This window comes from Methylohalomonas lacus, from assembly GCF_024808875.1.
Taxonomy (GTDB): Bacteria; Pseudomonadota; Gammaproteobacteria; order Methylohalomonadales; family Methylohalomonadaceae; genus Methylohalomonas; species Methylohalomonas lacus.
On record NZ_JANUCT010000015.1, the window covers coordinates 12,625 to 34,951 of the forward strand.

The following is a 22,327-nucleotide window of genomic DNA, read 5'->3' on the forward strand; positions in this document are numbered from 1 at the left end:
CCCGGAGCAGGATATGATTAAGAAACTCGCCGATCAAAAACAGGACCTTGTCGTCATCGGCAACGGCATGGCCGGCATGAGAACGGTCGAGGAATTACTGCAGCTGGCACCGGATCACTACAACATCACGGTGTTCGGTGCCGAGCCCTACGGCAACTACAACCGCATCATGCTGTCGCCACTGCTGGCCGGCGACAAGGACGTCGACGAGATCATGATCAACACGCCGGAGTGGTATGAACAGAACAACATTACTCTGTACAGCGGTGACCCGGTGGAGCGCATCGATCGCCAGCGGCGCATGGTGCATTCGAAGTCCGGCCGCGAGATCCCGTACGACCGTCTGTTGATCGCAACCGGTTCGAATCCGTTCATGCTGCCGATCGACGGCAAGGAGCTGCCCGGGGTCATCACCTTCCGTGACATTCACGACGTCGAGTCCATGCTCGAGGCCAGCAAGGAACACAGCAAGGCAGTCGTTATCGGCGGCGGGCTGCTGGGCCTCGAGGCCGCGCATGGTCTGCACAAACAGGGCATGGACGTTACCGTAGTCCACTTGCTGGATACGCTCATGGAACGCCAGCTCGACGGTGCCGCCGGCCGGCTGCTACAGCAGTCGCTGGAACAGCGCGGCCTGCATTTTCGCATGGAGGCGAAGACCGAAAGAATCCTCGGCAAAAAGGACAAGTTGCTGGGCAGCAAACGTGTCAGCGGGGTGCGTTTCACGGACGGCAGCGAGGTCAAGGCGGACCTGGTTGTCATGGCCGTCGGCATCAAGCCGAACATCGAACTGGCGCAAAACAGCGGCCTGTACTGTGAACGCGGCATCCTCGTCAATGACACCATGCAGACCTACGATCCACGCATCTACTCCGTCGGCGAATGCGTGCAGCACCGCGACAAAACCTACGGCCTGGTCGCCCCATTATGGGAACAGGCGAAAGTCTGCGCCACGCACCTGGCCAACGTCGGCAGTGGTCGCTATGTCGGCTCGGAAACCTCGACCAAGCTCAAGGTCTCCGGCGTCGACCTGTTCTCGGCCGGTGACATCATCGGCGACGACGACAGCGAGGACCTGGTGTTTCAGGATCCGCACCGCGGCGTCTACAAGCGCATCATACTAAAAGACAACCGCATCAAGGGCGTGGTCCTCTACGGGGAAACCGGTGACGGCTCGTGGTATTTCGACCTGATGAAGGCAGAACGCGATGTCAGCGACATCCGTGACCGCCTGGTGTTCGGCCGCGCCTACGCCGAGGACGAGGCGAAGGCCGATGCCGGCGTCGAATCGCTGCCGGACGATACCCAGATTTGCGACTGCAACGGCGTCTGCAAGGGTACGATCGTCGAGACCATCCGCAGCCAGGAGCTGACCTCGCAGGCCGATGTCGAGAAACAGACCAAGGCCGGCACATCCTGCGGCTCGTGCAAGGACAAGGTCGGCGAACTGCTTGCCGCCACCATCGGCGCCGATGCCATCGCCACGGTCGCGGCCGAGGACAAACCGATGTGCGACTGTACGACCCTGAGCCATGGCAAGGTGCGTGCGGCGATCCGCGAGCAGCACCTGTTGAGCGCCACCGACGTGCGCGAAGCGCTGGGCTGGGATCGTGCCGACGGCTGCAACAAGTGTCGCCCGGCGCTCAACTACTATTGCATCTCGACCTTCCCGGCCGAGGCGATCGACGATTCGCAATCGCGCTTCATTAATGAACGCGCCCACGCCAACATCCAGAAGGACGGCACCTACTCGGTTGTACCGCGCATGTGGGGCGGCCTGACCAGCTCGCAGGAACTGCGCGCCATCGCCGACGTGGTCGACAAGTACGACATCCCGACGGTCAAGGTCACCGGCGGCCAGCGCATCGACCTGCTGGGTGTGAAAAAGGAAGACCTGCCCGGCGTCTGGCGCGACCTGCGCGAGAAAGGCGGCCTGCAGTCGGGCCACGCCTACGGCAAGGCGCTGCGCACAGTGAAGACCTGCGTCGGCAAGGAATGGTGCCGATTCGGTCTGCAGGAATCGACCAAGCTCGGCGTCGAACTGGAGCAGATGACCGCCGGTACCTGGACGCCGCACAAGTTCAAGATGGCGGTCTCCGGCTGTCCGCGCAACTGCGCCGAGTCATCGATCAAGGACTTCGGCGTCATCTGCCTGGAAACCGGCTATGAACTGCAGGTCGGCGGCAACGGTGGCGTCAAACTGCGCGGCACCGATGTACTGTGCCGCGTGTCGACGCCCGAAGAGGTCAAGGAATACTGCGGCGGCTTCATGCAGATCTACCGCGAAGAGGCGTATTACCTGGAACGTACGGCGCACTGGATCGAGCGCGTCGGTCTCGATTACGTCATCGACCGCGTGGTCAAGGATGATGCCGGCCGCAAGGCTGCCTACGAGCGGTTCCTGGAATCACAGCAATACATCGAGGTCGACCCGTGGGCCGGGCGCAGCAGCGACTCCGGCGCGGCACCGATCGAGTACGTGCCATTAAAGGAGGTCAGCTAACATGGGTGCTGCACAGAAAATGGTCGAGGACTGGATCGAGGTCGGTCCGCTGGATGCCATACCGCGTCTCGGCGCACGCACGGTCAAGTCCGGCCAGAACACGATTGCGGTGTTTCGCACCCGCGACGACCAGGTCTTCGCGCTGGACGATCAATGTCCGCATCGCGGCGGTCCGCTGTCGCAGGGCATTGTCACCGGCTGCCAGGTCATCTGCCCGCTGCATGACTGGTGCATCCGCCTAGAAGACGGCGCGGCGGAGACACCTGACGAAGGTCAAACCGGCAGCTACCCGGTCAAGGTCGACGCCGGCGTCGTCTACCTGTCGCTGACGCCGGCCTGAGCGCGCCTGCCGTATGTCAAAAACGATCAATACGACTTGTTATCCCTCATGCAACAAAAAGAACTTCCCGTTCTTTTTGTTGCCGTTCAGCGAAAACGCGGTTTCCGTTTCACTTCGAATCGCGGATCGGGCCCGGGACAGGCTATGTGCCAAACGGACAAGTCATCATGGCTGAGGAACAAACCAAAACCATCAGGACGACTTGTCCTTACTGCGGCGTCGGCTGCGGACTCAAGGTGACGCAACGGCAGGATGATGCACCGGTCATCCAGCCGGACCCGGATCACCCGGCCAACTACGGCCGCGTCTGCACCAAGGGCGCGGCGCTGGGTGAAACGCTGGATCACGACGACCGCCTGCTGCAGCCGCAGCTGCGCGGCCGCCCGGTGGACTGGGACACCGCGCTGGATACCGTCGCCGACGGCTTGCGCCAGGCCATTGACCGTTACGGGCCGGATTCGGTGGCATTCTATGTCTCCGGCCAGCTGCTGACCGAGGACTACTACGTCGCCAACAAGCTGATGAAAGGCTTCATCGGCTCGGCCAATATCGATACCAATTCACGCCTGTGCATGTCGTCGGCAGTCGCCGGCCATCAGCGCGCCTTTGGCGAGGACCTAGTGCCCGGCTGCTACGAGGACCTCGAACAGGCCGACGTGATCGTCATCGTCGGCGGCAACAGCGCATGGTGTCACCCGGTGCTGTTCCAGCGCATCCAGGCAGCACGCGAACGGCGCAGCAACATGCGCCTTATCGTCATCGATCCGCGGCGTACCGCCACCGCCGACATGGCCGATCTACATTTGGCCGTCAGGCCGGGCAGCGATGTCGCCCTGTTCAACGGCCTGTTCCGCTATCTCGATGACAACGGTTACGCCGATCGGAGCTTCATCGACGCTGAAACCGAGGGTTACACCAGCGCCCGCGATGTCTGCGCGGCATTCGATCCCGATCGCGTCGCCGTCGACTGTGATGTCGAACGCCAGGCAATTGAAGACTTTTACCGCAGCTTTGCCGAACACGAACGCGTGGTCACGCTGTTTTCCCAGGGCGTGAACCAGGCCAGCAGCGGCACCGACAAGGTCAACGCCATCATCAACTGCCACCTGCTCAGCCACCGCCTCGGCAAACCGGGCTGCGGCCCGTTTTCGCTCACCGGCCAACCCAATGCCATGGGCGGCCGCGAGGTCGGCGGCCTGGCCAATACCCTGGCCGCGCACATGGGCTTCGAGGCAGACAACGTCGATCGCGTACGCCGCTTCTGGGACAGCGACAGCATCGCCGGCGAACCGGGTCTGAAGGCAGTCGACCTGTTCAACGCCATCGAGGCGGGCCAAATCAAGGCCGTCTGGATCATGGCCACCAACCCGCTGGTCAGCCTGCCGGACGCCGACCAGGCGCGGCGCGCGTTAAGCGCCTGCGACTTCGTCGTCGTCTCCGACTGCATGGCCACCACCGACACGACTCAGTATGCCGACGTCTTATTACCGGCCGCGGCCTGGGGCGAAAAGGACGGCACCGTGACCAATTCGGAACGGCGCATTTCGCGCCAGCACGCATTCCTGCCGCTGCCCGGCGAGGCGCGGCCGGACTGGTGGATCATCAGCGAGGTCGGCAAGCGCCTGGGCCATGAGCAGGCTTTCGACTACCGCCAGCCCGCCGATATTTTCAGCGAGCATGCACGCCTGTCGGCATTCGAGAATGACGGCAGCCGGCTGTTCAACATCGGCGGCCTCGGTGCGCTGAGTCAGACCGAATACGATGCCCTGACACCGCGGCAGTGGCCACTGAAAAATGCAGACGATACCGGCAGCGCGCGCCTGTCGGGCGTTACCGACGGCACGCGGCAACCGGCGCGCTTTGTCACCACCATGGCGCGGCCGCCAGTGCATGCCGTCAGCGCCGAGTACCCGTTTATTCTCAACAGCGGCCGCGTGCGCGATCACTGGCACACGCTGACGCGCACCGGCAAGTCGCCGCGCCTGTCGGCGCACCGCGACGAGCCTTTTGTCGCCATCCATCCGGATGACGCCGACGCCCTGGCCCTGCAGGAAAATACCCTGGCCGAGGTCGAGACCCGCTGGGGCCGGCTCAACGCCCGCGTGCGCCGCGATAATGGCCAGCGCCGCGGCGAACTGTTCGTACCCATCCACTGGAATGATGTGTATAGCCAGCGCGCCCGTGTCGGGGCGCTTGTCAATCCGGTCGTCGACCCCCTCTCCGGCGAACCGGAATTCAAGCATACCCCGGCGCGGGCCCGACCTGTCGCCATGGCCTGGTACGGTTTTCTGATGACGCGCGAAGCACCCGCGCCGCAGCGGTTCAGTGGTCTCGACTACTGGACCCGGGTGCGCGGTTATGCCCACTGGCGCGTGGAAATGGCCGGTCTTGAGGTACAGAAGAACTGGGCACCGTGGGCGCGGCGCCTGCTCGGCGCAGTCCGCCCGGATGCCGACTGGCTGGAGTTCAGTGACCACGCCGGTCGTAACTACCGGGTCGCCAGCATCGCCAGCGACGGCCGGCTCGATGCCTGCCTGATGCTGGCGGCGACGCCGGCGGCGCTGCCGGCGCGTGACTGGCTCGGCGGCCTGTTTGCCCGGGCCGCGCTCGACAGCGGTGACCGCATGGCCCTGCTGGCCGGCCGTGACGCCGGCGCCAGCGATGCCGGCGCGATCGTCTGCAGCTGTCACGCGGTCGGTCGCAATACCCTGATCCAAGCGATTAGCGAAGAGGGATTGAACAGCACCGAGGCGCTCGGCCGGAAACTGAAGGCCGGCACCAACTGCGGCGCCTGCATACCGGAACTGCGTCAGCTCATTGCCAGCTGCCAGCCCGCCGATTCGGCCGTCAGCTAGTTCGCGTCAACGAAGGCGTCATTGATGTAACTGTCGCCCAGCCTGATCAAAGGCTGCGCCGCACCACGCAGCTATTCCGCCAGGGTTTCACCCGAGCCGCCCATATCGCCGGGCAAGTCCTTCATCTTGGGCAGGCCGTCCTGAATACGCAGAACCGCTTCCTGATAGTGCACATGGATTTGCGGGCTGAAGCTCAGGTCCGGAATCACCGCAGCATAGACATCAGTCAGTCCCATGCCCGGATGTTCCGTGAAAACGTGGCCGCCACATGTCTTGCACCATTTGCGATAACTCGCCGGTGTCTTGTTATAGGTACCGATATTGTCGGCACCTTGCGTGATCTGTACCGCATCGGGCTGCCACAGGCTGAATGCATTGACCGGCCCTGCAGACCAGTGCCGGCATGACTCGCAATGACAATAGCCCATGGCGGCAGGCACGCCGTTGACCGTGAATTGAACCGCACCACAGAAGCAACGCCCTGTGTAGGACTTGTCGCTCGACATCATGTGCCTCCTTGTATGCTCCACAATAGAACGTCGATACTGCCTTAAAGTATCGACAGTGGCGAATCCTGCTGCGTTCAGACGATCACCTATTGCATGTAGGGCTTGACCTGCGGCTCGGGTTCCGGCGCCTCGGTACAGCCGCCGGCCTGGTGCATGACCATGCGGATCTCGCCGTCTTCCTCGATGAAGGCGTTGGTCGCCACCAGCCGGTTGTCGCCGACCGTTTCGTAGCAGACGACGCTGGCGTAGTGGCCGTGATCGAACACGCGCACGTTGTCGTGACCGATATCCGGAGACTCGTCGCCACTGAGAATGCGTTCCCAGCTCTCCATGACCGACTCGCGATCGGTCAGCGCCGGCCAGCCGGGATGGATGCAGAACACCGGCGCCTGCCGCGCCCACAGCGCCTCCATGAGTTCGTAGTCAGAGTTGTTGAAGGCCAGGTAAAACTGGTCGTTGGCAAACAGCAGGGTTTCACGGCGCATGGGAATCTTCGGCGGTTGAGAATTTCGGCGACGGCTATACGAGCCGGCGCATACTATAACGCAATTGCCCCTGTTTTTGTGCCCGTGCCAGGGCCGGGATCTGCCGCAAGTGCTGCTTCATGACATGGGCCTGGGTGCGAAAACGCGGGAATGCGCCAACGACGTTATTCAACAACGGCGTACGCAGTGCGTAGGCCACCGGCAACTGCCGCTGCAGCGTTTTGTGTGTTGACCAGGCGCACTGGCGACAGGCACGGCTGTCCGGCAGATTCATCGTCAGCACACCGTCACCCGTCACTCGCGACAGCAGCAGCCGGAACCAATCGACGTCGGCCTCGATGGCGCGCTGGGCATCGCTGCCCTCCTCCAGGAAAAGGTCGTCGATGATCGCATCGAATGTCGGCCCTTCATAAGACTGCAGCCAGTCGCCGGCGTCGGCCTCGTGAAGTTCAACGTCGCGCAGACCAAAATAGCGTTCAGCCACCTCCAGGTGCACTGCGCTGACATCCACCCCGATCACCTCGGCATGGGGCAAATGCTGACGTAGCAGGTGCATCACGCTACCGCCACCGACGCCGAGCACCAGCACCCGCTTGATGCTTTGCGGCGGTTTGAACAGCAGCGGCAGAAACAGGCAGTCCCAGACGCTGCGGGTGATCGCGCGATCCGGATGATAATCGCTGTGACAGACGCCGTTCGTGTACAGTCGCCGCGTACGGCCATGGCTTCGCACCTCGTACCGGTTGCCATTGATCTGCTGCTGCCAGAGTACCGCCATCGATCTCATATCTTCGTGAAAAGCAGACGTGCATGATACACAACCGGCGCCTAGTGCGAACGTCGGCACTTGCATTCGGTTTTGCGACATCGCATCCTCGTATTGGAGGTCAATGCCATGTCAGCCACCGCCAGCCGCACCATCGAACACGTGACGATCGAATGTTGCCAGGGCGACATTACCCGGCAGCCGGACATGGATGCGGTGGTCAACGCCGCCAATGCCGAGCTTATGCCGGGTGGTGGTGTCGCCGGTGCCATTCACCGCGCTGCCGGCCGCGGCCTGGCCGAAGAATGCCGGCCGCAGGCGCCGATCCGGCCGGGCGAGGCGGTCATCACCGGCGGCCACGATCTGCCGAACCGGCACATCATCCATTGCCTGGGTCCGATCTACGGCGTCGACCGGCCCGAAGCCGACCTGCTGGCCAGGTGCTACCACAATGCCCTCAGCCTGGCCGAGGCGAATGCCCTGACCCGCATTGCCTTTCCGGCGATTTCCGCCGGCGCCTTCGGCTACCCGCTGGAACCGGCCGCGGAAGTGGCGCTCTCCAGCGTCCGCCAGTTCGGCGGTGATGACATGCGCACCTTTCAGAACCTGCGCCATATTCGCTTCGTGCTGTTCAGTGCCGCCGATCGGGACGCTTTCAGCGCGGCGCTGCATCGCCTGGCAGGCTGAATACTACTTTTGGGCCGAAACCGGCCTATAATCCGCGCGCGCCACTCGGCGCCTGCCTGGACAACGTACATCGATGAACAACCCCTGCCTGAGTTGCGGTGCCTGCTGCGCCCATTACCGCGTGTCATTTTACTGGCGCGAAGCCGAGAACAACGTCATTCGGGCCGAACTCACCGTTGCGGTAACGCCGCACCGGCTGGCCATGCGTGGGACCGAGCGCACGACACCGCGCTGCGACGCGCTGCTGGGGACGATCGGCGAATGCGTCAGCTGCGCCATCTACACCGCCCGGCCCTCACCCTGCCACGGTGTCATGCCCTCCTGGCACGCCGGTGATGCGGACGCGCACTGTGACCGGGCGCGCGCCGCCTGGGGCTTGCCGGTGCTGCAACCAACCGGTCCGGATGCAGCACCGGCCACGGCAGATCTCTCGCAGGTGGCCTGAGTCAATCCAGGCTCGGCGCCACTTCACATTTCTTGCGCAATATTGCCGAAGAATGAATAACCTGAATTGAGGTTCGACACGTCCCACCATGCATTTAACCGTCGGTCATAAACTGTTTCTGATGCTGGTCATCGTCACCGGCCTGGTGGCGTTTGCCATGGCGACGTTCATGAGCTGGTCGTTCGAACGCGGCTTCATCAACTACATCGAGGAGCGCAAGCAGGAACGGACCGACGATTTCGTCCAGCGGCTGGAGAACTATTACCGCAATAACGGCAGCTGGGCCCCTCTGCTTGATGATCGTGCCGCCTGGCTGCGACTGATCTTCAGCGACGAACCCCACGAGCAGGACAAGCCGCCGCGCTGGATAGACCGGCTCATGAAGGAAAGCATGCGCAGTCCGGAACCCGACGAGGCACACCCCGATAGCCAGCGTCCGCATCTGCCGATCGACAAGCGCGTTGTGTTATTGAGTCCGACCAAGCAGCAGCTCATCGGTCGCGTCGATAATGTCGCCGAGCTCGAACATTTCCCGATCGAGCTCGATGGCGAAATCGTCGGCTATGCCGGTATTCGTTCCGGCCCGCCACTGGAACGCATTGTCGAGGCACGCTTCCTGGAAAAGCAGCACACCATGGTGATCTGGATTGCGCTGGCCACACTGCTGTTCAGTGCCGCGCTGGCCATACCCATCGCCAGGCGCCTGGTCAAACCGCTGAAAGCCTTCAGACGCGGCTCCCGGGCGCTGGCCACCGGCCAGTACGACACCCGCATCCCGGTCGAATCGAACGACGAGCTCGGCCAGCTGGCACGTGATTTCAACAGCCTGGCTGCGGCGCTGGAGCGCACCGAGGCCCAGCGCCGCCAGTGGGTGGCCGACACCTCGCATGAACTGCGTACGCCCCTGAGCATTCTTCGCGGCGAGATCGAGGCATTGCAGGACGGCATGCGGCCGTTCAACAAGCAGGCGATCGATTCGCTGCACGGTGAAATCATGCGTCTGAACCGCCTGATCGACGATCTCTATGAATTGGCGCAGTCCGACGCCGGTTCGCTCAGTTACCGACCCGACGAGGTCGAGGTGGGCGACGTGCTGGAGGAAGTACTCAACCAGTACGCCAGCGAGTTCGAGGCGCACTCGATCAAGCCGACGCTGGTTATCGACGACTCAACCCCCGAGGTCATCCATGCGGATGCGGATCGGCTGGCCCAGCTGTTTCGCAACCTGCTCGGCAATGCACTACGCTATACGGACAGCGGCGGCTGCATCAGCATCAGCACCAGTGCGGCCATGGACGGGCACCAGATCGTTATCGATTTCGAGGACAGTGCCCCCGGTGTGCCGGAGACTGAACTTGAACACCTGTTCGAACGTTTCTATCGTGTCGAAAGCTCGCGAAACCGCGACAGTGGCGGTGCCGGACTGGGGCTGTCGATATGCAGGAATATCGTCGCCGCCCATGGCGGCACGATCAGCGCACACCACTCGGCGCTCGGCGGGCTACATGTACGCGTCAATCTGCCAGTAAGCCAGTAAGCCAGTAAGCCATGACCAGCAATCATCCCCACATTCTGATCGTTGAAGACGAAGCCAAGCTGGCCCAGCTGTTGCAGGACTACCTGCAGGGTGAGGGGTACGGCACGACGGTGCTTGGCAATGGCAGTGCCGTCGCCGAGTTCCTGGCCGAAAATCAACCGGCACTGATCCTGCTCGACCTAATGCTGCCGGGCCGCGACGGTCTCGATGTCTGCCGGGATATACGCCAGGGTGCAGACGGTAACGCCGAACTACCGATCATCATGATTACCGCCAAGGTTGAAGAGATCGATCGCCTGCTCGGCCTGGAACTTGGCGCCGACGATTACATTTGCAAACCTTTCAGTCCGCGCGAGGTTGTCGCCCGCGTCAAGGCAGTACTGCGACGCAGCCATGCCACTGAACCGGCCACCGACGCACCGATGCAGCTGGACGCCGACAGCTATCGCGTGCATGCCGGCGATGCCACGATCGACCTGACCAGTGTCGAATACCAGCTGCTGGCGACGCTGATGTCGCAACCGGGTCGCATTTTCAACCGCGATCAGCTCATGGACCGCATCTATAACGACGGCCGCATCGTTTCTGATCGCACCATCGACAGCCACATCAAGAAATTGCGCCGCAAGCTGCGCGAATTGCTGCCCGACCAGGAGCTGGTCCATTCCGTATACGGCGCCGGCTACCGCTACGAGCCCGGCGACCCTTCCTGACGGGCCACTAACCGGCCCGGTACCGGCCGTTTCCACAATCCTTGCATAAATGCTGCGCACTGTGTGCGCAATCGATCGCTATTCTGCAGAACATGGGTACGGTACCCGAACCGGGATGAGTCAGCCCGGCAAGCTGAACATCCTCAGGAGACATGCAGATGAAAACAACACTGGTCGCATTGATTCTGACCGCTTTCATGACCCCGGCGATGAGTCATGACAAGGGCCATGATCATGAGCACGAAAAAGGACAGCACATGATGGAGCGCCTGGACAAGGAACTCGAACTGAATGATGAACAACGCCAGCAGGTACAAGCCGTATTCGCGGAACAGCATGCCAGACACAAGGCGCTGCGCGATGAGACCCAGGGCCGCCTGAACGAGATCCTCGACGAGGAGCAGCAGGCCAAGCTGGAAACGCTGCGTGCCGAGCGCAAGGCCAGATGGCAGGAAAAGCGCGAACAATGGAAAGCGCACAAGACGTCGCACTAACGATTTTATTTTTGGCTGATACCAGGAGCATACGTCAGAGTTAACCCTTAACTCCCGCTCTCTCCCACTTTACCCCTACTCCCTCAGCCAGGGCCCGGTTCGCCGGGCCTTCTTTTTTCCATCAATCAACGCAACAACAGGATTGGCCGATCACAGGTCCGCAGCAACGCCGTCGTCGTGCTGCCGACGATGAACTGGCGGATGCGCGAATGACCATACGCGCCCATGATCAACAGCGACAATTGCTGCTCCTCGGCGTAGGCGGGAATGACCTGTTCGGCATACCCGGGGCGCAACTCGGTATGCACATTGAAACCGGCCGCAGCGAGCAGATTCTCCGCGTCCCGTATCTGTCCGCGATGCTTGTCGTTGTCCTCGGCCACCATCAGCAGGTGCAGTTCCATACCCTGCAATAACGGACTGGCGGCGATCATCTCGATACCCTTGCGGGTCGTGGCGCTGCCATCAAACGCGATCAACGCGGAGCGCATTTCCTGGTGCTGTTCGGTGACAACCAGAATGGGTCGGTGCAGCGCCCGCACTGCGCGCTCCAGGTTGGCGCCCAGATGCGGCTGCGCTTGATCGGCAGAACGGCCGCATTTGCCGACCACAAACAGGCGTGTATCGCTCTCAAGGTCGGTCAGCGTTTCCACCAGCGCACCGTGACGCTGACGCGTTTCGACGTCAGTGAGACCGGCGTCCAGGGCGCGCTGTTTAACACCTTCCAGTAGCAGCCGACCGCGTTCCTGGGACAGTTTACTGCGCTGTTCGTCGAGTTCAGACAGTTGCTCCAACAGGGTTTCCTGGGCTCCCAGACCAATGTTGCCGCTCAGGTCCGCAGCCGTTGCCGTCTCCGGATGGCGGTTGATGGCATGCAACAACTCCAGCGGGATCTGCAGCTGCCGCGCCGCCCATACGGCGTGGTCGCAAACACTGTTGGCGTATATCGAGTCGTCGATGCAGGCGATTACTTTGCTCATGTTCAGTCCTGTTAGTGGCCCATCAGCTGTTCAACGGCGTCGGGCTTGTCGTGCACCGCGAACCGATCCACCAGGGTCGCGCTGGCCTCGTCCATACCGATGATCTCGACCTCGGTACCCTCACGCCGGAACTTTATCACGACCTTGTCCAGCGCGCTGATCGCGCTGATGTCCCAGAAGTGGGCCCGGGTGACATCGATGCGCACGCGCTCGATCACTTCCTTGAAGTCGAAACCGGCGACAAAACTGTCTGCCGAAGCGAAGAAGATCTGCCCCACCACCTGGTAATGCCGTGCCCGGCCCTCCTCGGTGATACTGGAACCGATATACAACACGCGACCCACCTTGCGGGCAAAGAACAGCGCACTAAGCAGTACACCGACCAGAACGCCCTTGGCCAGATCATGTGTTGTTACCGTCACGATGACCGTCGCGACCATGACGATGCTGGAGCTCAACGGATGTGTGCGCAGGCTGACCAGTGACGACCAGCTGAAGGTACCGATCGCCACCATGATCATCACTGCCACCAGCGCCGCCATCGGGATCTGCTGCACCCAGTCGCCGAGAAAGACGACCATGACGAGCAGATAGATACCGGCCATCAATGACGACAGACGGCCACGACCGCCGGATTTGATGTTGATCACCGACTGGCCAATCATGGCGCAACCGGCCATACCGCCGAAGAAACCGGAAACGATATTGGCCACACCCTGGCCGCCAGCCTCACGGTTCTTGTTACTGGGCGTGTCGGTCAGGTCGTCAACGATCGAAGCGGTCAGCAACGATTCCAGCAGACCCACCACGGTCAGCGTCAGCGAATACGGCAGGACGATAAGCAGGGTTTCCAGGTTCAACGGCACGTCCGGCAACAGGAATACCGGCAGACTGTCCGGCATCTCGCCCATGTCGCCGACCGTGCGGATATCCAGTCCCAGGGTCATCGCCACGGCGGTGAGTGCGACGATGCACACCAACGGCGACGGAATGGCGCGGGTAAGAAACGGGAACAGGTAAATGATGGCCAGCCCGGCGGCTGTCATGGCGTAGACCGGCCAGTCGACACCGGTCAGCTCCGGCAGCTGAGCCATGAAAATCAGTATGGCCAGCGCGTTCACGAAGCCGGTGATCACCGAGCGTGACACGAACTGCATCAGCGCACCGAGTTTCAAGACCCCGGCCAGGATCTGCAGCACGCCGGTGAGAATGGTCGCCACCAGCAGGTACTGCAGCCCATGCTCGCTGACCAGATCCACCATCAGCAGGGCCATGGCGCCGGTGGCCGCCGAGATCATACCCGGCCGGCCGCCGGTAAAGGCGATCACGACCGCAATCGAGAACGAGGCGTACAGACCGACGCGGGGATCGACGCCGGCGATAATGGAAAACGCGACGGCTTCGGGGATCAGGGCCAGGGCAACAACAAGGCCGGCGATCAGGTCACCGCGCACGTTGCCCAGCCAGTCCTGGCGTATCGAGCAAGCGATATTCAAAACAAGTTGTTCCTGTGACCCGCCACAGCAGGCTGTGCACGGGCTGCGTTATGTGCGGATCGACCAGGCGATCAGCGGGTGAGCCAGGGGTGAACCGGGGAAGTCAGGCGGAATGGCGTGGCGACCGAGCGGCGCAACGCAGGCAGCAGTCCTTCACAATTCAACATGATTGGTTATTAAAACGGCAGGCATTATACCTCAAATGCATCGTCGCCGGCGCCAATAAAGTCGGGTACTGACTGAAACAGTGTGTTTCCCGACAGTCGTCGGTGCTGCAAACCGGCACCAGCCAGGCCGGGTGTCGTTCAACAGCAGCCCGCCGATCTGGTATTCTGGGCCAATATCTGAACTTTAAACCGAAAACCGAGGATTTATCGATGGCCGGACAGGAACTGCCCGAAATCAAGCTGGATGGCGACAGCCTCTACCAGGAAGAAATTTTCACCGATCGCCGTGTCGGCACACTCATGCGCATGACACCGGTCAACAAGGACGGCAGCCCGGACGACAGCCGCCAGGTGGTCTATGCCGGCAGTGCCTCGCTGATGACACCCATGGGATCGTTGCCGTTGCAGTTTGAAATCGAGGCCGACTCGATCGAGGACGCACTGGCCAAGTTCCCCGATGAAGCCAACAAGGCACTGGAACGCGCCCTCAAGGAAATCGAGGAAATGCGCCGCGAGCAGTCCGGCGGCGGTATCATCACGCCCGACAAGATGGGCGGCGGCCAGGGTGGCCTTGGGGGTCAGGGCGGCCTCGGCGGTCAGGGCGGCGGCGGCGGCGGTATCCAGATGCCGTGATCGTACCGTGTCGCTCCCCGTACCTCGAAAAACGCGTTTCGGGGTACGGGTCCGGCGACAGTCATGAATATGTCAGTACACCACATGGCGGGTTTATCGTAATCCGCCATCCTGTCTGCCGCAGTTTGCCGGTATAATCCGTTTCCCCATGTCACTGCTTACCATCGACGATATTTCCCTGGAGTTCGGCGACCTGCCGATCCTGCGCCATGCCAATCTGACGCTCGAACCCAATGAACGCGTCTGCCTGGTCGGCCGCAATGGTGCCGGCAAATCCACCCTGCTGAAACTGATCACCGGCGAGCAACAGCCGGACAGCGGCGAGATCCGCTATCGTCAGGCGCTGCGCATCAGTCAGCTGCAACAGGCATTGCCGAACGAGCTGAACCAGACGGTGCACGAGTTCGTCGCCGGCGGCCTGGTGCACCTCGGCGAGTTGATTCGCCAGTACCACCGGCTGTCGGAGCAGCCACTGGATGATCGCGGCCTGCGCGAACTCCAGGATCTGCAACACCGCATTGATGCCGAGGGCGGCTGGAATCTCGACCAGCGTGTCGAAACCATCCTGTCGGAACTCGACATTCCCGGCGACAAATACCTGAACGCGATGTCCGGCGGTTGGCAGCGGCGCGTCGGCCTAGCCCGCGCACTGGTCTCGAACCCGGAACTGCTACTGCTGGACGAACCGACCAACCACCTGGACCTGGCCGCAATCCAGTGGCTGGAAGATCGCATCCGCAACTTCGCCGGCAGCGTGCTGTTCATTACCCATGATCGCGCCTTCCTGCAGCGACTGGCGACGCGCATCGTCGAACTCGATCGCACCCGCTTGACCAGTTGGCCGGGCGACTACAGAAACTTCCTGAGGCGCAAGGAGGAAGCCCTGCACGCCGAGTCGCTGGACAAGCAGCAGTTCGAAAAGAAACTCGGTGAAGAGGAAGCCTGGATCCGCCAGGGCATCAAGGCACGGCGCACCCGCAACGAGGGGCGGGTACGGGCGCTGGAAGCCATGCGCGAGGAATACGCCGAGCGCCAGAAACTCAAGCGCCAGTCAAAAGCACGTATCCACATCGAGGAATCTGACAACGAGTCCGGCCGCAAGGTCATCGAGCTGCACAGTGTCAGTCACGGTTACGGCGGCGAGCCACTGATTAACAAGCTGTCGCTCAAGGTCTTGCGCGGCGATCGCATCGGCCTGGTCGGCAACAATGGCGTCGGCAAGAGTACGTTGCTGAAGATCATGCTCGGTGAACTGACGCCCGACAGCGGCACGGTCAAGCTCGGCACCAATCTTGACACCGGTTACTTTGACCAGATGCGGCGCGAACTGGATCCGAACAAGACCATTGCCGAGGTGGTTGGCGACGGCCGCGAGTACATCCGCATCGGCGGCAAGGACCGCCATGTCATCGGTTACCTGCGCGGTTTCCTGTTCAGTGCCAAGCGTGCCATGACGCCGGTACGCGCGTTGTCCGGCGGCGAGAAAAACCGCGTCATTCTGGCGCGGCTGTTCACCCGGCCGACCAACCTGCTGGTGCTCGACGAACCAACCAACGACCTGGACGTGGAAACGCTGGAAGTGCTGGAAGAAAAGCTGGTCGAATACCAGGGCACGTTGATCGTCGTCAGCCACGATCGCGAATTCCTCGACAATGCAGTCACCAGTGTACTGGCCTTTGAGGAAGGCGGACGCGTACAGAGCTATGCCGGTGGCTACAGCCAGTGGCTGAAGCACGGTCGCCGGTTAAAGGAAACCGACGACCTGAACCGGGGCCGCAACGATGGCCCGGACGCCAGTGCCGACGCGACCGCGCCGGCGAAGCCGAAAAAACTCAGCTACAAGCACAAGCTCGAACTTGAGCAACTGCCGGATCGCATCGAGCAGCTGGAACAGCAGATCGCCGATCTGGAAAAACGCATCGCCGATCCGGAGTTCTACAATCAGGCCTTCGAAAAGGTGCAGCCGGTCATGGAGGAACTGAAGACGCGGCAGGCGGAACTCGACCAGGCGATGGCGCGCTGGGATGAACTCGAAAACCAGCAGGCCTGAGTCCGTCAGCTTCAGTCAGCAGACAGCCAGTCATCCGCTTCCTCCAACCAGTCCGCCTGCCAATGGGGACCGGCATAGATCAGTTCGTAGTGACTGCTGTCCCGATCCACGGCACGCAGCCGCAGCAGCACCCGGGTCTCATGATCACTGAAGTAACTCGACCAACGGCCGCAGCCATCATGCGCCAGACACTTGTTGAACTCGTAATACTCGGTGTATTTTTCCCGGCCACTGTACTCGGCGGTTTTATCGGCTGAACCGAAACGCTCGGCCAGAATGGCCTTGAGTTCATCGTAGCGCTGGCGGATCTTCTCGCCGGTACGATCGTTAGCGACGACCTGGCCGGTGACCTTGATGCCCTGCAGGCCGTTATCCGGTGTCAGCCAGAGCCGGTAACTTTCGCCATCACCGAGATCGCCCGGCAGGCTCCAGAGACGGTAAACGCGGACGCTGTCATGCTGCGCCACCGGATCCTGCAGTTCGACCCCATCGGTCGCCAGCGCCTCGCTGGTCATGCCCCAGCCAAGCCCGAAGGCGACACTGCGCTCGATCGGCACGATCTCGGCGGCCAGTGGCATTGATGCAAACCACAGCGCCAGCGCCGCCAATACAGGTTTTCCAGTCATACACTTTTACGCGCGGGCTGCGGCCAGCAGCCACAGCGATTCCATTGAGGTGTTGGCGTATCCGACTCAAACGACACCGGATTGTTCGACGCCGAATCAAAAAAAGGGCCCTGCCGGGCCCTTCTGTCATATCGACCAGCGATCGCTTATGACTTGACTTCAATGCGTTTCGGCTTCGCCTTCTCGCTTTTTGCGATGACCACTTCGAGCGTACCGTTCTTGCCCTTGGCACTGATCTGCTCCGGATCAGCATAATTCGGCAGGGTGAAACGCCGCACGAAGGCGCCATACTGCCGCTCGACGCGACGGTAGTCGTGCGGGTCAACGCTTTCCTCCTTGCGCTCCCCGCGAATGGTCAACACGTTGTTCTCCATGGTGACTTCGACATCCTTCGGGTCGATACCCGGCAGATCGGCACTGACACGGTAGGCATTCTCGTCCTCACGGATATCGACCGCCGGCAACCAGGTCCCCTGCGAAAGCTCCGGTGCGCGGCTGGCGATATCTCCCGTATCATCCAGGTCGCCGAACAGGGTATTGATGTCGTTGCGCATCTTTCTCAGTGCACCCCAGGGTTCATAATTCACCAGATTCATCACTATCACCTCCGGTTCACGGAATTCGTTGCTTGTCTGTCTACGCGCAGAGATAGGGACGACGGTGATTTTTTCAAGGGCTGGGTGTAGCGCTGTCGAGCACGCCGGCGAACGGGATCAATGGCCGTCGTGCTGGGCCTGCTCGTAGGCGCTACGCGCGGCCACCAGCGGCACCAGCCGATAGAGGCACCAGGTGAAGGTAATGGTAATGGCGGCGATCAGTCCGGGCATGCTGTCGAGCACGCTGGCAAAACCGCGACTATAGCCCATGATCACCGAGGTCAGCAGCATGATTGCGGGTATCACCAGCAGATAGGTGAGGTAACGGACGATGTTGAAATTGATGTGGTACAGCCCGGCCCGGCTGTCGCCGGTATCACGGCGCCGGTCGCCGATGCGCAGGCGATAGGCCAGCCCGAACAGTATTGGCAGGATCACCAAAGGCAGCATGAAGAACAGGGTATAACCCAATGTGGCGGACAGGAAATCCAGCAAGTTCGACTCCCGTGAGTGGCTAGATTGGCATTATAGGGTCAACCTCACTCAGGCCCAAGTCCCGCCGGGTGAATACAGGGACGGGCAGTGCCCCGTCCCCGATCCGATTATTGCCGCATGTTCCAGACATGGGAGCGCAACGACCACTCACCGTCATCACCCCGGTGGAAATGACTGCTGAGAATGCCGCCATAGACGGGCCGTTCGCCACCGTCACTCGCCGCGCCATGCGCCTGCCAGCGGGCTACCTGGTTCAGGCTGTCACCATCCCGGTGCGCGGCTATCACCTCGATACTGTGATCATGCAGACCATTATCGAAAAAGCCCTGGAACAGGCCGGCAATATCATCACGCCCTTGCAGGGTTTCGCCATTGCCCGGTGAGACGATGGCCTGTGCATCGTAGAGTTTCGCCAGCGCACTGGCATCCTGCCGATTAAAGGCGGCATCCCAAGCCGAATTAAGCTGGGCGGCGGTCTCCCTGGCATCGTCGGCATAAACCGGTGCCACAGCCAGCAGGGCTGCAGCGGCCAGCATCGCGGTCAGCAGGCGGTTTAACTGTTTCCTAATCATGACTCACTCCTTCGTACAGTTGCATAACATGGGCGCCAAAATCGAAGCCCGGTTTGTGGGGTAACAGTTGTGCATTTTCGGCTCGCTAATGATAATTTTCCAATATAAAATTATGCTTAAATGATATCCAATTTTTATCACGATCGGATCGAACTCAAGCACCTGCGCTCGTTCATGGCGATAGCCCGACTATTGAGCTTTCGCCGCGCAGCCGAACAACTCGGTGTCGCCCAGCCGGCGCTGTCCCGGCAGATGAACCAGCTCGAAACGGCCTTGGGCTGTCAGCTGTTCAACCGCGACCGGCAACGCACCCAGCTGACGGCCGCCGGCGAACACCTGCGGCAGGAGTTACCCGCTCTATTCGATCGGATCGCCTCGCTGGCCAAACAAACGCACCGAATCGCCAGCGGCCACACGGTGTCATTACGAATCGGCTACGCCGCCGCGGCCATGTCCAGCTTTCTTCCTGCTGTTATTCGCAAACTGCATAAACACCTGGAAAACTGCGAATTCGAATTTACCGAAGCCACATCCGATCGTCTGATTGATGCCGTGCTCGCCGGTCACCTGGACACGGCGTTTATCCTTTACCGCCCGGATAATCCACTACTGAACATGATCCCGATCCGCGCTGAACAAACCGGTGTGGTATTGCCGGACGATCATCCGTTAACGCAGCAGCAGACGGTTACACTGAAAAGCCTGGAGAATGAAACCCTGATCCTGTTTCCCCGGGCCATGAATCCGGTGATGTATGACAACATCATCAGCGCCTGCCACGATGCCGGTTTCAGTCCTATGTCGGTACGTGAGGTGGCACCACGCTCGGTGGCCATCGGCCTGGTAGCTGCGGGTGTCGGGATTGCCACCATTTCCGAGTCTTTACGGCACACCTGTGTAAACGGAACAACCTACCGCCCGCTCACCCAGCCGGCTCCACTCATCGAGTTCAGCTGTATCAGTCGCAAGGAAAGTCAGGGCGAATGGTGGCAGCAGCTGACCGCGCTACTGCGCGAAGATCGGGCCGGTCAGCGGTGACACCCGCAGCCGGACTTGCACGATCAGATGCTGTAACGTTGGCGACTATGCCTCATCTACAATAAACAGATATGTCGGCCAGTAAGCCGGACCGGCCGTGTCCAACTGGATGGACTCTCAACCCGGAGAATGATCATGGCCAGAAGTATGCAACATAGATTATTGTCCCTGCTGGTGGCCATTGCCGTGGCCCTGCCCATCCTGGCACTGGCGCCGGCCGAGGCCCAGGCCCGTTATGGCAGCTATTTTTCGGTGGGCTACGGCCATTATGGTCACCATTACCACGGCTACCACGATTTCCACCATCGCTACCGTTATCGTGGCTACGGCCATCGCTATCATGGTCATTATCGGCATTATTCACCCGGCTATCACAGCCGCTACTATTACAAGCGTCGCCACGGCTATTCGCGCAGTTATTCCAGACATGACTACAATCCGCTTACTGCGCTGCTCGTAGCTCCGGCCTATCTCGCCCATGGTATCCTGAAAATGCCCGCAGTCATCGTGAACAGCCTGACGGACGGCCACAGCAGTTCGCCAACACGGACTTATTCCGATAACGCCGTCAGCCAGCAAAATCGCAATCAGTCGGCGGCACCTGACAACGCTGGCCAGCCTGATGATTTACTTGCCAATCCGGCCTGGGAAGCATTAGCGGCCGGTCACAATCGACTGGCGTTGCGCCAATTCAGTCAGCAGGCGCAGCGTGTACCGCAGCAGTCCGAAGCCAGGATTGGCTATGCGCTCGCCAGTGCCCACCTCGGCGATCTGGACCGGGGCATATGGGCCGTCAAGCGGGCATTGCAGTACGATGCGGAAAGTTTGCACTATCTGCGACTGGATGAACCCCTGCGGCAAACGCTGGGGCCATTGCTGGATCACTATGAGCAGGAATACGGCGGCATAGCGGCGGCGGGTACCTATGATGCCGATGCAGCGGTAATGGTCGCCATGCTGAATTATCTCAATGACGATCTCGACAATGCGCGACGCACCCTCGCCGCTGTCGACCGTTCGCGTCAGGGCCCGGAACTGGCAAAACTGCGCCGCTTGCTTGATCAGCACCCGCCATCGGCTGAAGCAGCCGAAACAGCGGAAGTTCTGGCTGGCGCCGAGCCTGCCGAACGCTGAAACAGATCACGTACAGCGATCACCATATTGGCCACATGATTTTTCCACATGGCGTAACACTGAAAAATTGTTCTGAATCGCTGAACCGAATTATATCAATGCGTATCCGGCTGCACGAGTTACACGAGCTACGGAATCTTTCAGCAACTGCTCCGTTCAATGCCAATCGATCCAGGCGGATGGAACGAATGGAACCTTAGCATCGTTCCATCAAAAATCCGGGAGCAGCTATCGGCATACCTTCTAGCGTTTCAGTTCACCGACTGTGATGCCATGGCTGTCCTTTCTGGCATTCTTGGCGGCGCGCTTTTCCTTCTGCGTTAATACCGGCTTTTTCTTGTCTTCCCGGTTTTTCTTGTGTTCCTTGGTCATGGCATGCTCCTGGGCTTTGCCCATCGTTCCGACCCTGCCCGGCAGGGTCAACGATCCCCAGTATCACCCTATTCGCAGCGTCTGAATAGCTTTATTCACGCCACGTTGCCGTCCGCCGCCGGCTTCACTATGCTGGACTGGACAGGAATATCCCGGCGGGCGGCGAACAGGTATGGCAGACATGGACAAACGCGGCAAAGACAGCAACAGACTGGACAAACTGGTGGCCGAATCGCGCCGGGCGGCGGAACAGCGCGGCCACGGTTACCGCGAACAGGCGCTGAAAATGTACCCGTGGGTATGCGGCCGCTGCGGCCGTGAGTTCACGCGTGCCAACCTGCGTGAACTGACCGTGCATCACCGCAATCACGACCACGACTACAATCCCGCCGACGGCAGCAACTGGGAACTGCTGTGCCTGTATTGCCACGACAACGAACACTCACGCCAGCTCGACCATGCCCACGGCGAACTGGCCGGCGGCGACACTGCCACGGCCGGCACGCATCAGCCGTTCGCCCAGCTCAAGGATCTGCTCAGGCGCGACGACGACTGAGCAGCCGGACAGACACCCTAGTGACCGGTCTTGCGCAGCCAGCTTTTGACCAGCGCCACGAAAAAGCCACCGGTGAACATGCCCAGCAGGTAGACCGCCACGATCAACAGGCTCAGCGGTACGGTCAGGCTCATGTCCAGAAACAGCACCGTCGCCATGCGGAAGTTCTGCAGGGCAAAGACCAGCACCAGTGCGATCAGCAAACCCAGCAGGGTGATATAAATGTAACGCATCCTTTCCACTCCCTTATTGGTTTTGGTTTTAGTGTGCCGCCGTTG

Annotated in this window: 24 protein-coding genes; 13 read left to right on the forward strand and 11 right to left on the reverse strand. The window is 60.9% G+C overall.

Annotation, left to right across the window (positions count from 1 at the left end; all coding sequences use genetic code 11):
* The first annotated feature begins 13 nt into the window (after positions 1 to 13).
* The 3 genes from nirB (at position 14) to J2T55_RS10290 (ending at position 5,698) form a co-directional block, all read left to right on the forward strand.
* Positions 14 to 2,503: a nitrite reductase large subunit NirB gene (gene nirB / locus J2T55_RS10280; protein WP_259056143.1), complete on the forward strand. Its 2,490-nt coding sequence runs from the start codon at positions 14 to 16 to the stop codon at positions 2,501 to 2,503.
* Between the two features lies 1 nt (position 2,504).
* A complete protein-coding gene (nirD, locus tag J2T55_RS10285) occupies positions 2,505 to 2,843 on the forward strand; it encodes a nitrite reductase small subunit NirD (RefSeq protein ID WP_259056150.1) in 339 nt (112 codons plus the stop codon).
* Between the two features lie 167 nt (positions 2,844 to 3,010).
* On the forward strand, positions 3,011 to 5,698 hold the full coding sequence (locus J2T55_RS10290; protein ID WP_259056153.1) for a nitrate reductase: 2,688 nt from the start codon (positions 3,011 to 3,013) through the stop codon (positions 5,696 to 5,698).
* Between the two features lie 71 nt (positions 5,699 to 5,769).
* Here J2T55_RS10290 and J2T55_RS10295 read toward each other — a convergent pair whose 3' ends face one another.
* The 3 genes from J2T55_RS10295 to J2T55_RS10305 all read right to left on the reverse strand — a co-directional run bounded on the left by J2T55_RS10295 (position 5,770) and on the right by J2T55_RS10305 (position 7,470).
* Positions 5,770 to 6,204, reverse strand: coding sequence for a GFA family protein (locus tag J2T55_RS10295; protein WP_259056382.1), 435 nt, complete (start codon positions 6,202 to 6,204; stop codon positions 5,770 to 5,772).
* An 89-nt stretch (positions 6,205 to 6,293) separates the two neighbouring features.
* The gene (locus J2T55_RS10300; RefSeq protein WP_259056155.1) at positions 6,294 to 6,692 is read right to left on the reverse strand and encodes a nuclear transport factor 2 family protein; all 399 of its coding nucleotides are present in this window, start codon (positions 6,690 to 6,692) and stop codon (positions 6,294 to 6,296) included.
* Positions 6,693 to 6,726: 34 nt separating this feature from the next.
* Positions 6,727 to 7,470 carry a spermidine synthase gene (locus J2T55_RS10305; RefSeq protein ID WP_259056162.1) on the reverse strand — a complete coding sequence of 248 codons (744 nt, stop codon included), beginning with the start codon at positions 7,468 to 7,470 and terminating at the stop codon, positions 6,727 to 6,729.
* 117 nt (positions 7,471 to 7,587) lie between these two features.
* On the opposite strand from J2T55_RS10305, the gene J2T55_RS10310 reads away from it, so the two are divergent.
* From J2T55_RS10310 to J2T55_RS10330, 5 genes are all read left to right on the forward strand, one after another.
* A complete protein-coding gene (locus J2T55_RS10310; RefSeq protein WP_259056180.1) occupies positions 7,588 to 8,145 on the forward strand; it encodes a macro domain-containing protein in 558 nt (185 codons plus the stop codon).
* Positions 8,146 to 8,218: 73 nt separating this feature from the next.
* Positions 8,219 to 8,590: a YkgJ family cysteine cluster protein gene (locus tag J2T55_RS10315; RefSeq protein ID WP_259056188.1), complete on the forward strand. Its 372-nt coding sequence runs from the start codon at positions 8,219 to 8,221 to the stop codon at positions 8,588 to 8,590.
* An 88-nt stretch (positions 8,591 to 8,678) separates the two neighbouring features.
* Entirely contained in the window at positions 8,679 to 10,127 is a 1,449-nt protein-coding gene (locus J2T55_RS10320; RefSeq protein WP_259056189.1) for an ATP-binding protein, read from the forward strand.
* Between the two features lie 11 nt (positions 10,128 to 10,138).
* Positions 10,139 to 10,840, forward strand: a complete 702-nt coding sequence (locus J2T55_RS10325; protein WP_259056192.1) for a response regulator — start codon at positions 10,139 to 10,141, stop codon at positions 10,838 to 10,840.
* A gap of 158 nt (positions 10,841 to 10,998) precedes the next feature.
* Entirely contained in the window at positions 10,999 to 11,334 is a 336-nt protein-coding gene (locus J2T55_RS10330; protein ID WP_259056202.1) for a hypothetical protein, read from the forward strand.
* 125 nt (positions 11,335 to 11,459) lie between these two features.
* Here J2T55_RS10330 and J2T55_RS10335 read toward each other — a convergent pair whose 3' ends face one another.
* Positions 11,460 to 12,314, reverse strand: a complete 855-nt coding sequence (locus J2T55_RS10335) for a universal stress protein (protein WP_259056204.1) — start codon at positions 12,312 to 12,314, stop codon at positions 11,460 to 11,462.
* A gap of 11 nt (positions 12,315 to 12,325) precedes the next feature.
* A complete protein-coding gene (locus tag J2T55_RS10340; RefSeq protein WP_259056383.1) occupies positions 12,326 to 13,804 on the reverse strand; it encodes a SulP family inorganic anion transporter in 1,479 nt (492 codons plus the stop codon).
* Between the two features lie 383 nt (positions 13,805 to 14,187).
* Between J2T55_RS10340 and J2T55_RS10345 the strand changes: the two genes are divergently transcribed.
* Positions 14,188 to 14,610 (forward strand): hypothetical protein, encoded by a 423-nt coding sequence (locus J2T55_RS10345; protein WP_259056207.1) that lies wholly within the window; start codon positions 14,188 to 14,190, stop codon positions 14,608 to 14,610.
* 148 nt (positions 14,611 to 14,758) lie between these two features.
* Positions 14,759 to 16,660, forward strand: a complete 1,902-nt coding sequence (abc-f, locus tag J2T55_RS10350; protein ID WP_259056209.1) for a ribosomal protection-like ABC-F family protein — start codon at positions 14,759 to 14,761, stop codon at positions 16,658 to 16,660.
* 11 nt (positions 16,661 to 16,671) lie between these two features.
* Here abc-f and J2T55_RS10355 read toward each other — a convergent pair whose 3' ends face one another.
* The 4 genes from J2T55_RS10355 to J2T55_RS10370 form a co-directional block, all read right to left on the reverse strand.
* Positions 16,672 to 17,286: a hypothetical protein gene (locus J2T55_RS10355; RefSeq protein WP_259056213.1), complete on the reverse strand. Its 615-nt coding sequence runs from the start codon at positions 17,284 to 17,286 to the stop codon at positions 16,672 to 16,674.
* 146 nt (positions 17,287 to 17,432) lie between these two features.
* Positions 17,433 to 17,882: an Hsp20/alpha crystallin family protein gene (locus tag J2T55_RS10360; protein ID WP_259056216.1), complete on the reverse strand. Its 450-nt coding sequence runs from the start codon at positions 17,880 to 17,882 to the stop codon at positions 17,433 to 17,435.
* Positions 17,883 to 17,999: 117 nt separating this feature from the next.
* Complete coding sequence (locus J2T55_RS10365; protein WP_259056219.1) at positions 18,000 to 18,377, reverse strand: hypothetical protein; 378 nt, start codon at positions 18,375 to 18,377, stop codon at positions 18,000 to 18,002.
* A gap of 107 nt (positions 18,378 to 18,484) precedes the next feature.
* The gene (locus tag J2T55_RS10370) at positions 18,485 to 18,949 is read right to left on the reverse strand and encodes a YybH family protein (protein WP_259056221.1); all 465 of its coding nucleotides are present in this window, start codon (positions 18,947 to 18,949) and stop codon (positions 18,485 to 18,487) included.
* Between the two features lie 120 nt (positions 18,950 to 19,069).
* On the opposite strand from J2T55_RS10370, the gene J2T55_RS10375 reads away from it, so the two are divergent.
* Positions 19,070 to 19,987, forward strand: a complete 918-nt coding sequence (locus J2T55_RS10375) for a LysR family transcriptional regulator (RefSeq protein WP_259056230.1) — start codon at positions 19,070 to 19,072, stop codon at positions 19,985 to 19,987.
* Between the two features lie 135 nt (positions 19,988 to 20,122).
* Entirely contained in the window at positions 20,123 to 21,121 is a 999-nt protein-coding gene (locus tag J2T55_RS10380; RefSeq protein ID WP_259056233.1) for a hypothetical protein, read from the forward strand.
* Positions 21,122 to 21,364: 243 nt separating this feature from the next.
* Here the strand turns inward: J2T55_RS10380 and J2T55_RS10385 are convergent, their stop codons facing one another.
* A complete protein-coding gene (locus tag J2T55_RS10385; RefSeq protein WP_259056235.1) occupies positions 21,365 to 21,493 on the reverse strand; it encodes a hypothetical protein in 129 nt (42 codons plus the stop codon).
* A gap of 181 nt (positions 21,494 to 21,674) precedes the next feature.
* Between J2T55_RS10385 and J2T55_RS10390 the strand changes: the two genes are divergently transcribed.
* Positions 21,675 to 22,049: a YajD family HNH nuclease gene (locus J2T55_RS10390; RefSeq protein ID WP_259056237.1), complete on the forward strand. Its 375-nt coding sequence runs from the start codon at positions 21,675 to 21,677 to the stop codon at positions 22,047 to 22,049.
* Between the two features lie 17 nt (positions 22,050 to 22,066).
* Here J2T55_RS10390 and J2T55_RS10395 read toward each other — a convergent pair whose 3' ends face one another.
* Positions 22,067 to 22,282, reverse strand: coding sequence for a LapA family protein (locus tag J2T55_RS10395; protein ID WP_259056240.1), 216 nt, complete (start codon positions 22,280 to 22,282; stop codon positions 22,067 to 22,069).
* Between the last annotated feature and the right edge of the window lie 45 nt (positions 22,283 to 22,327).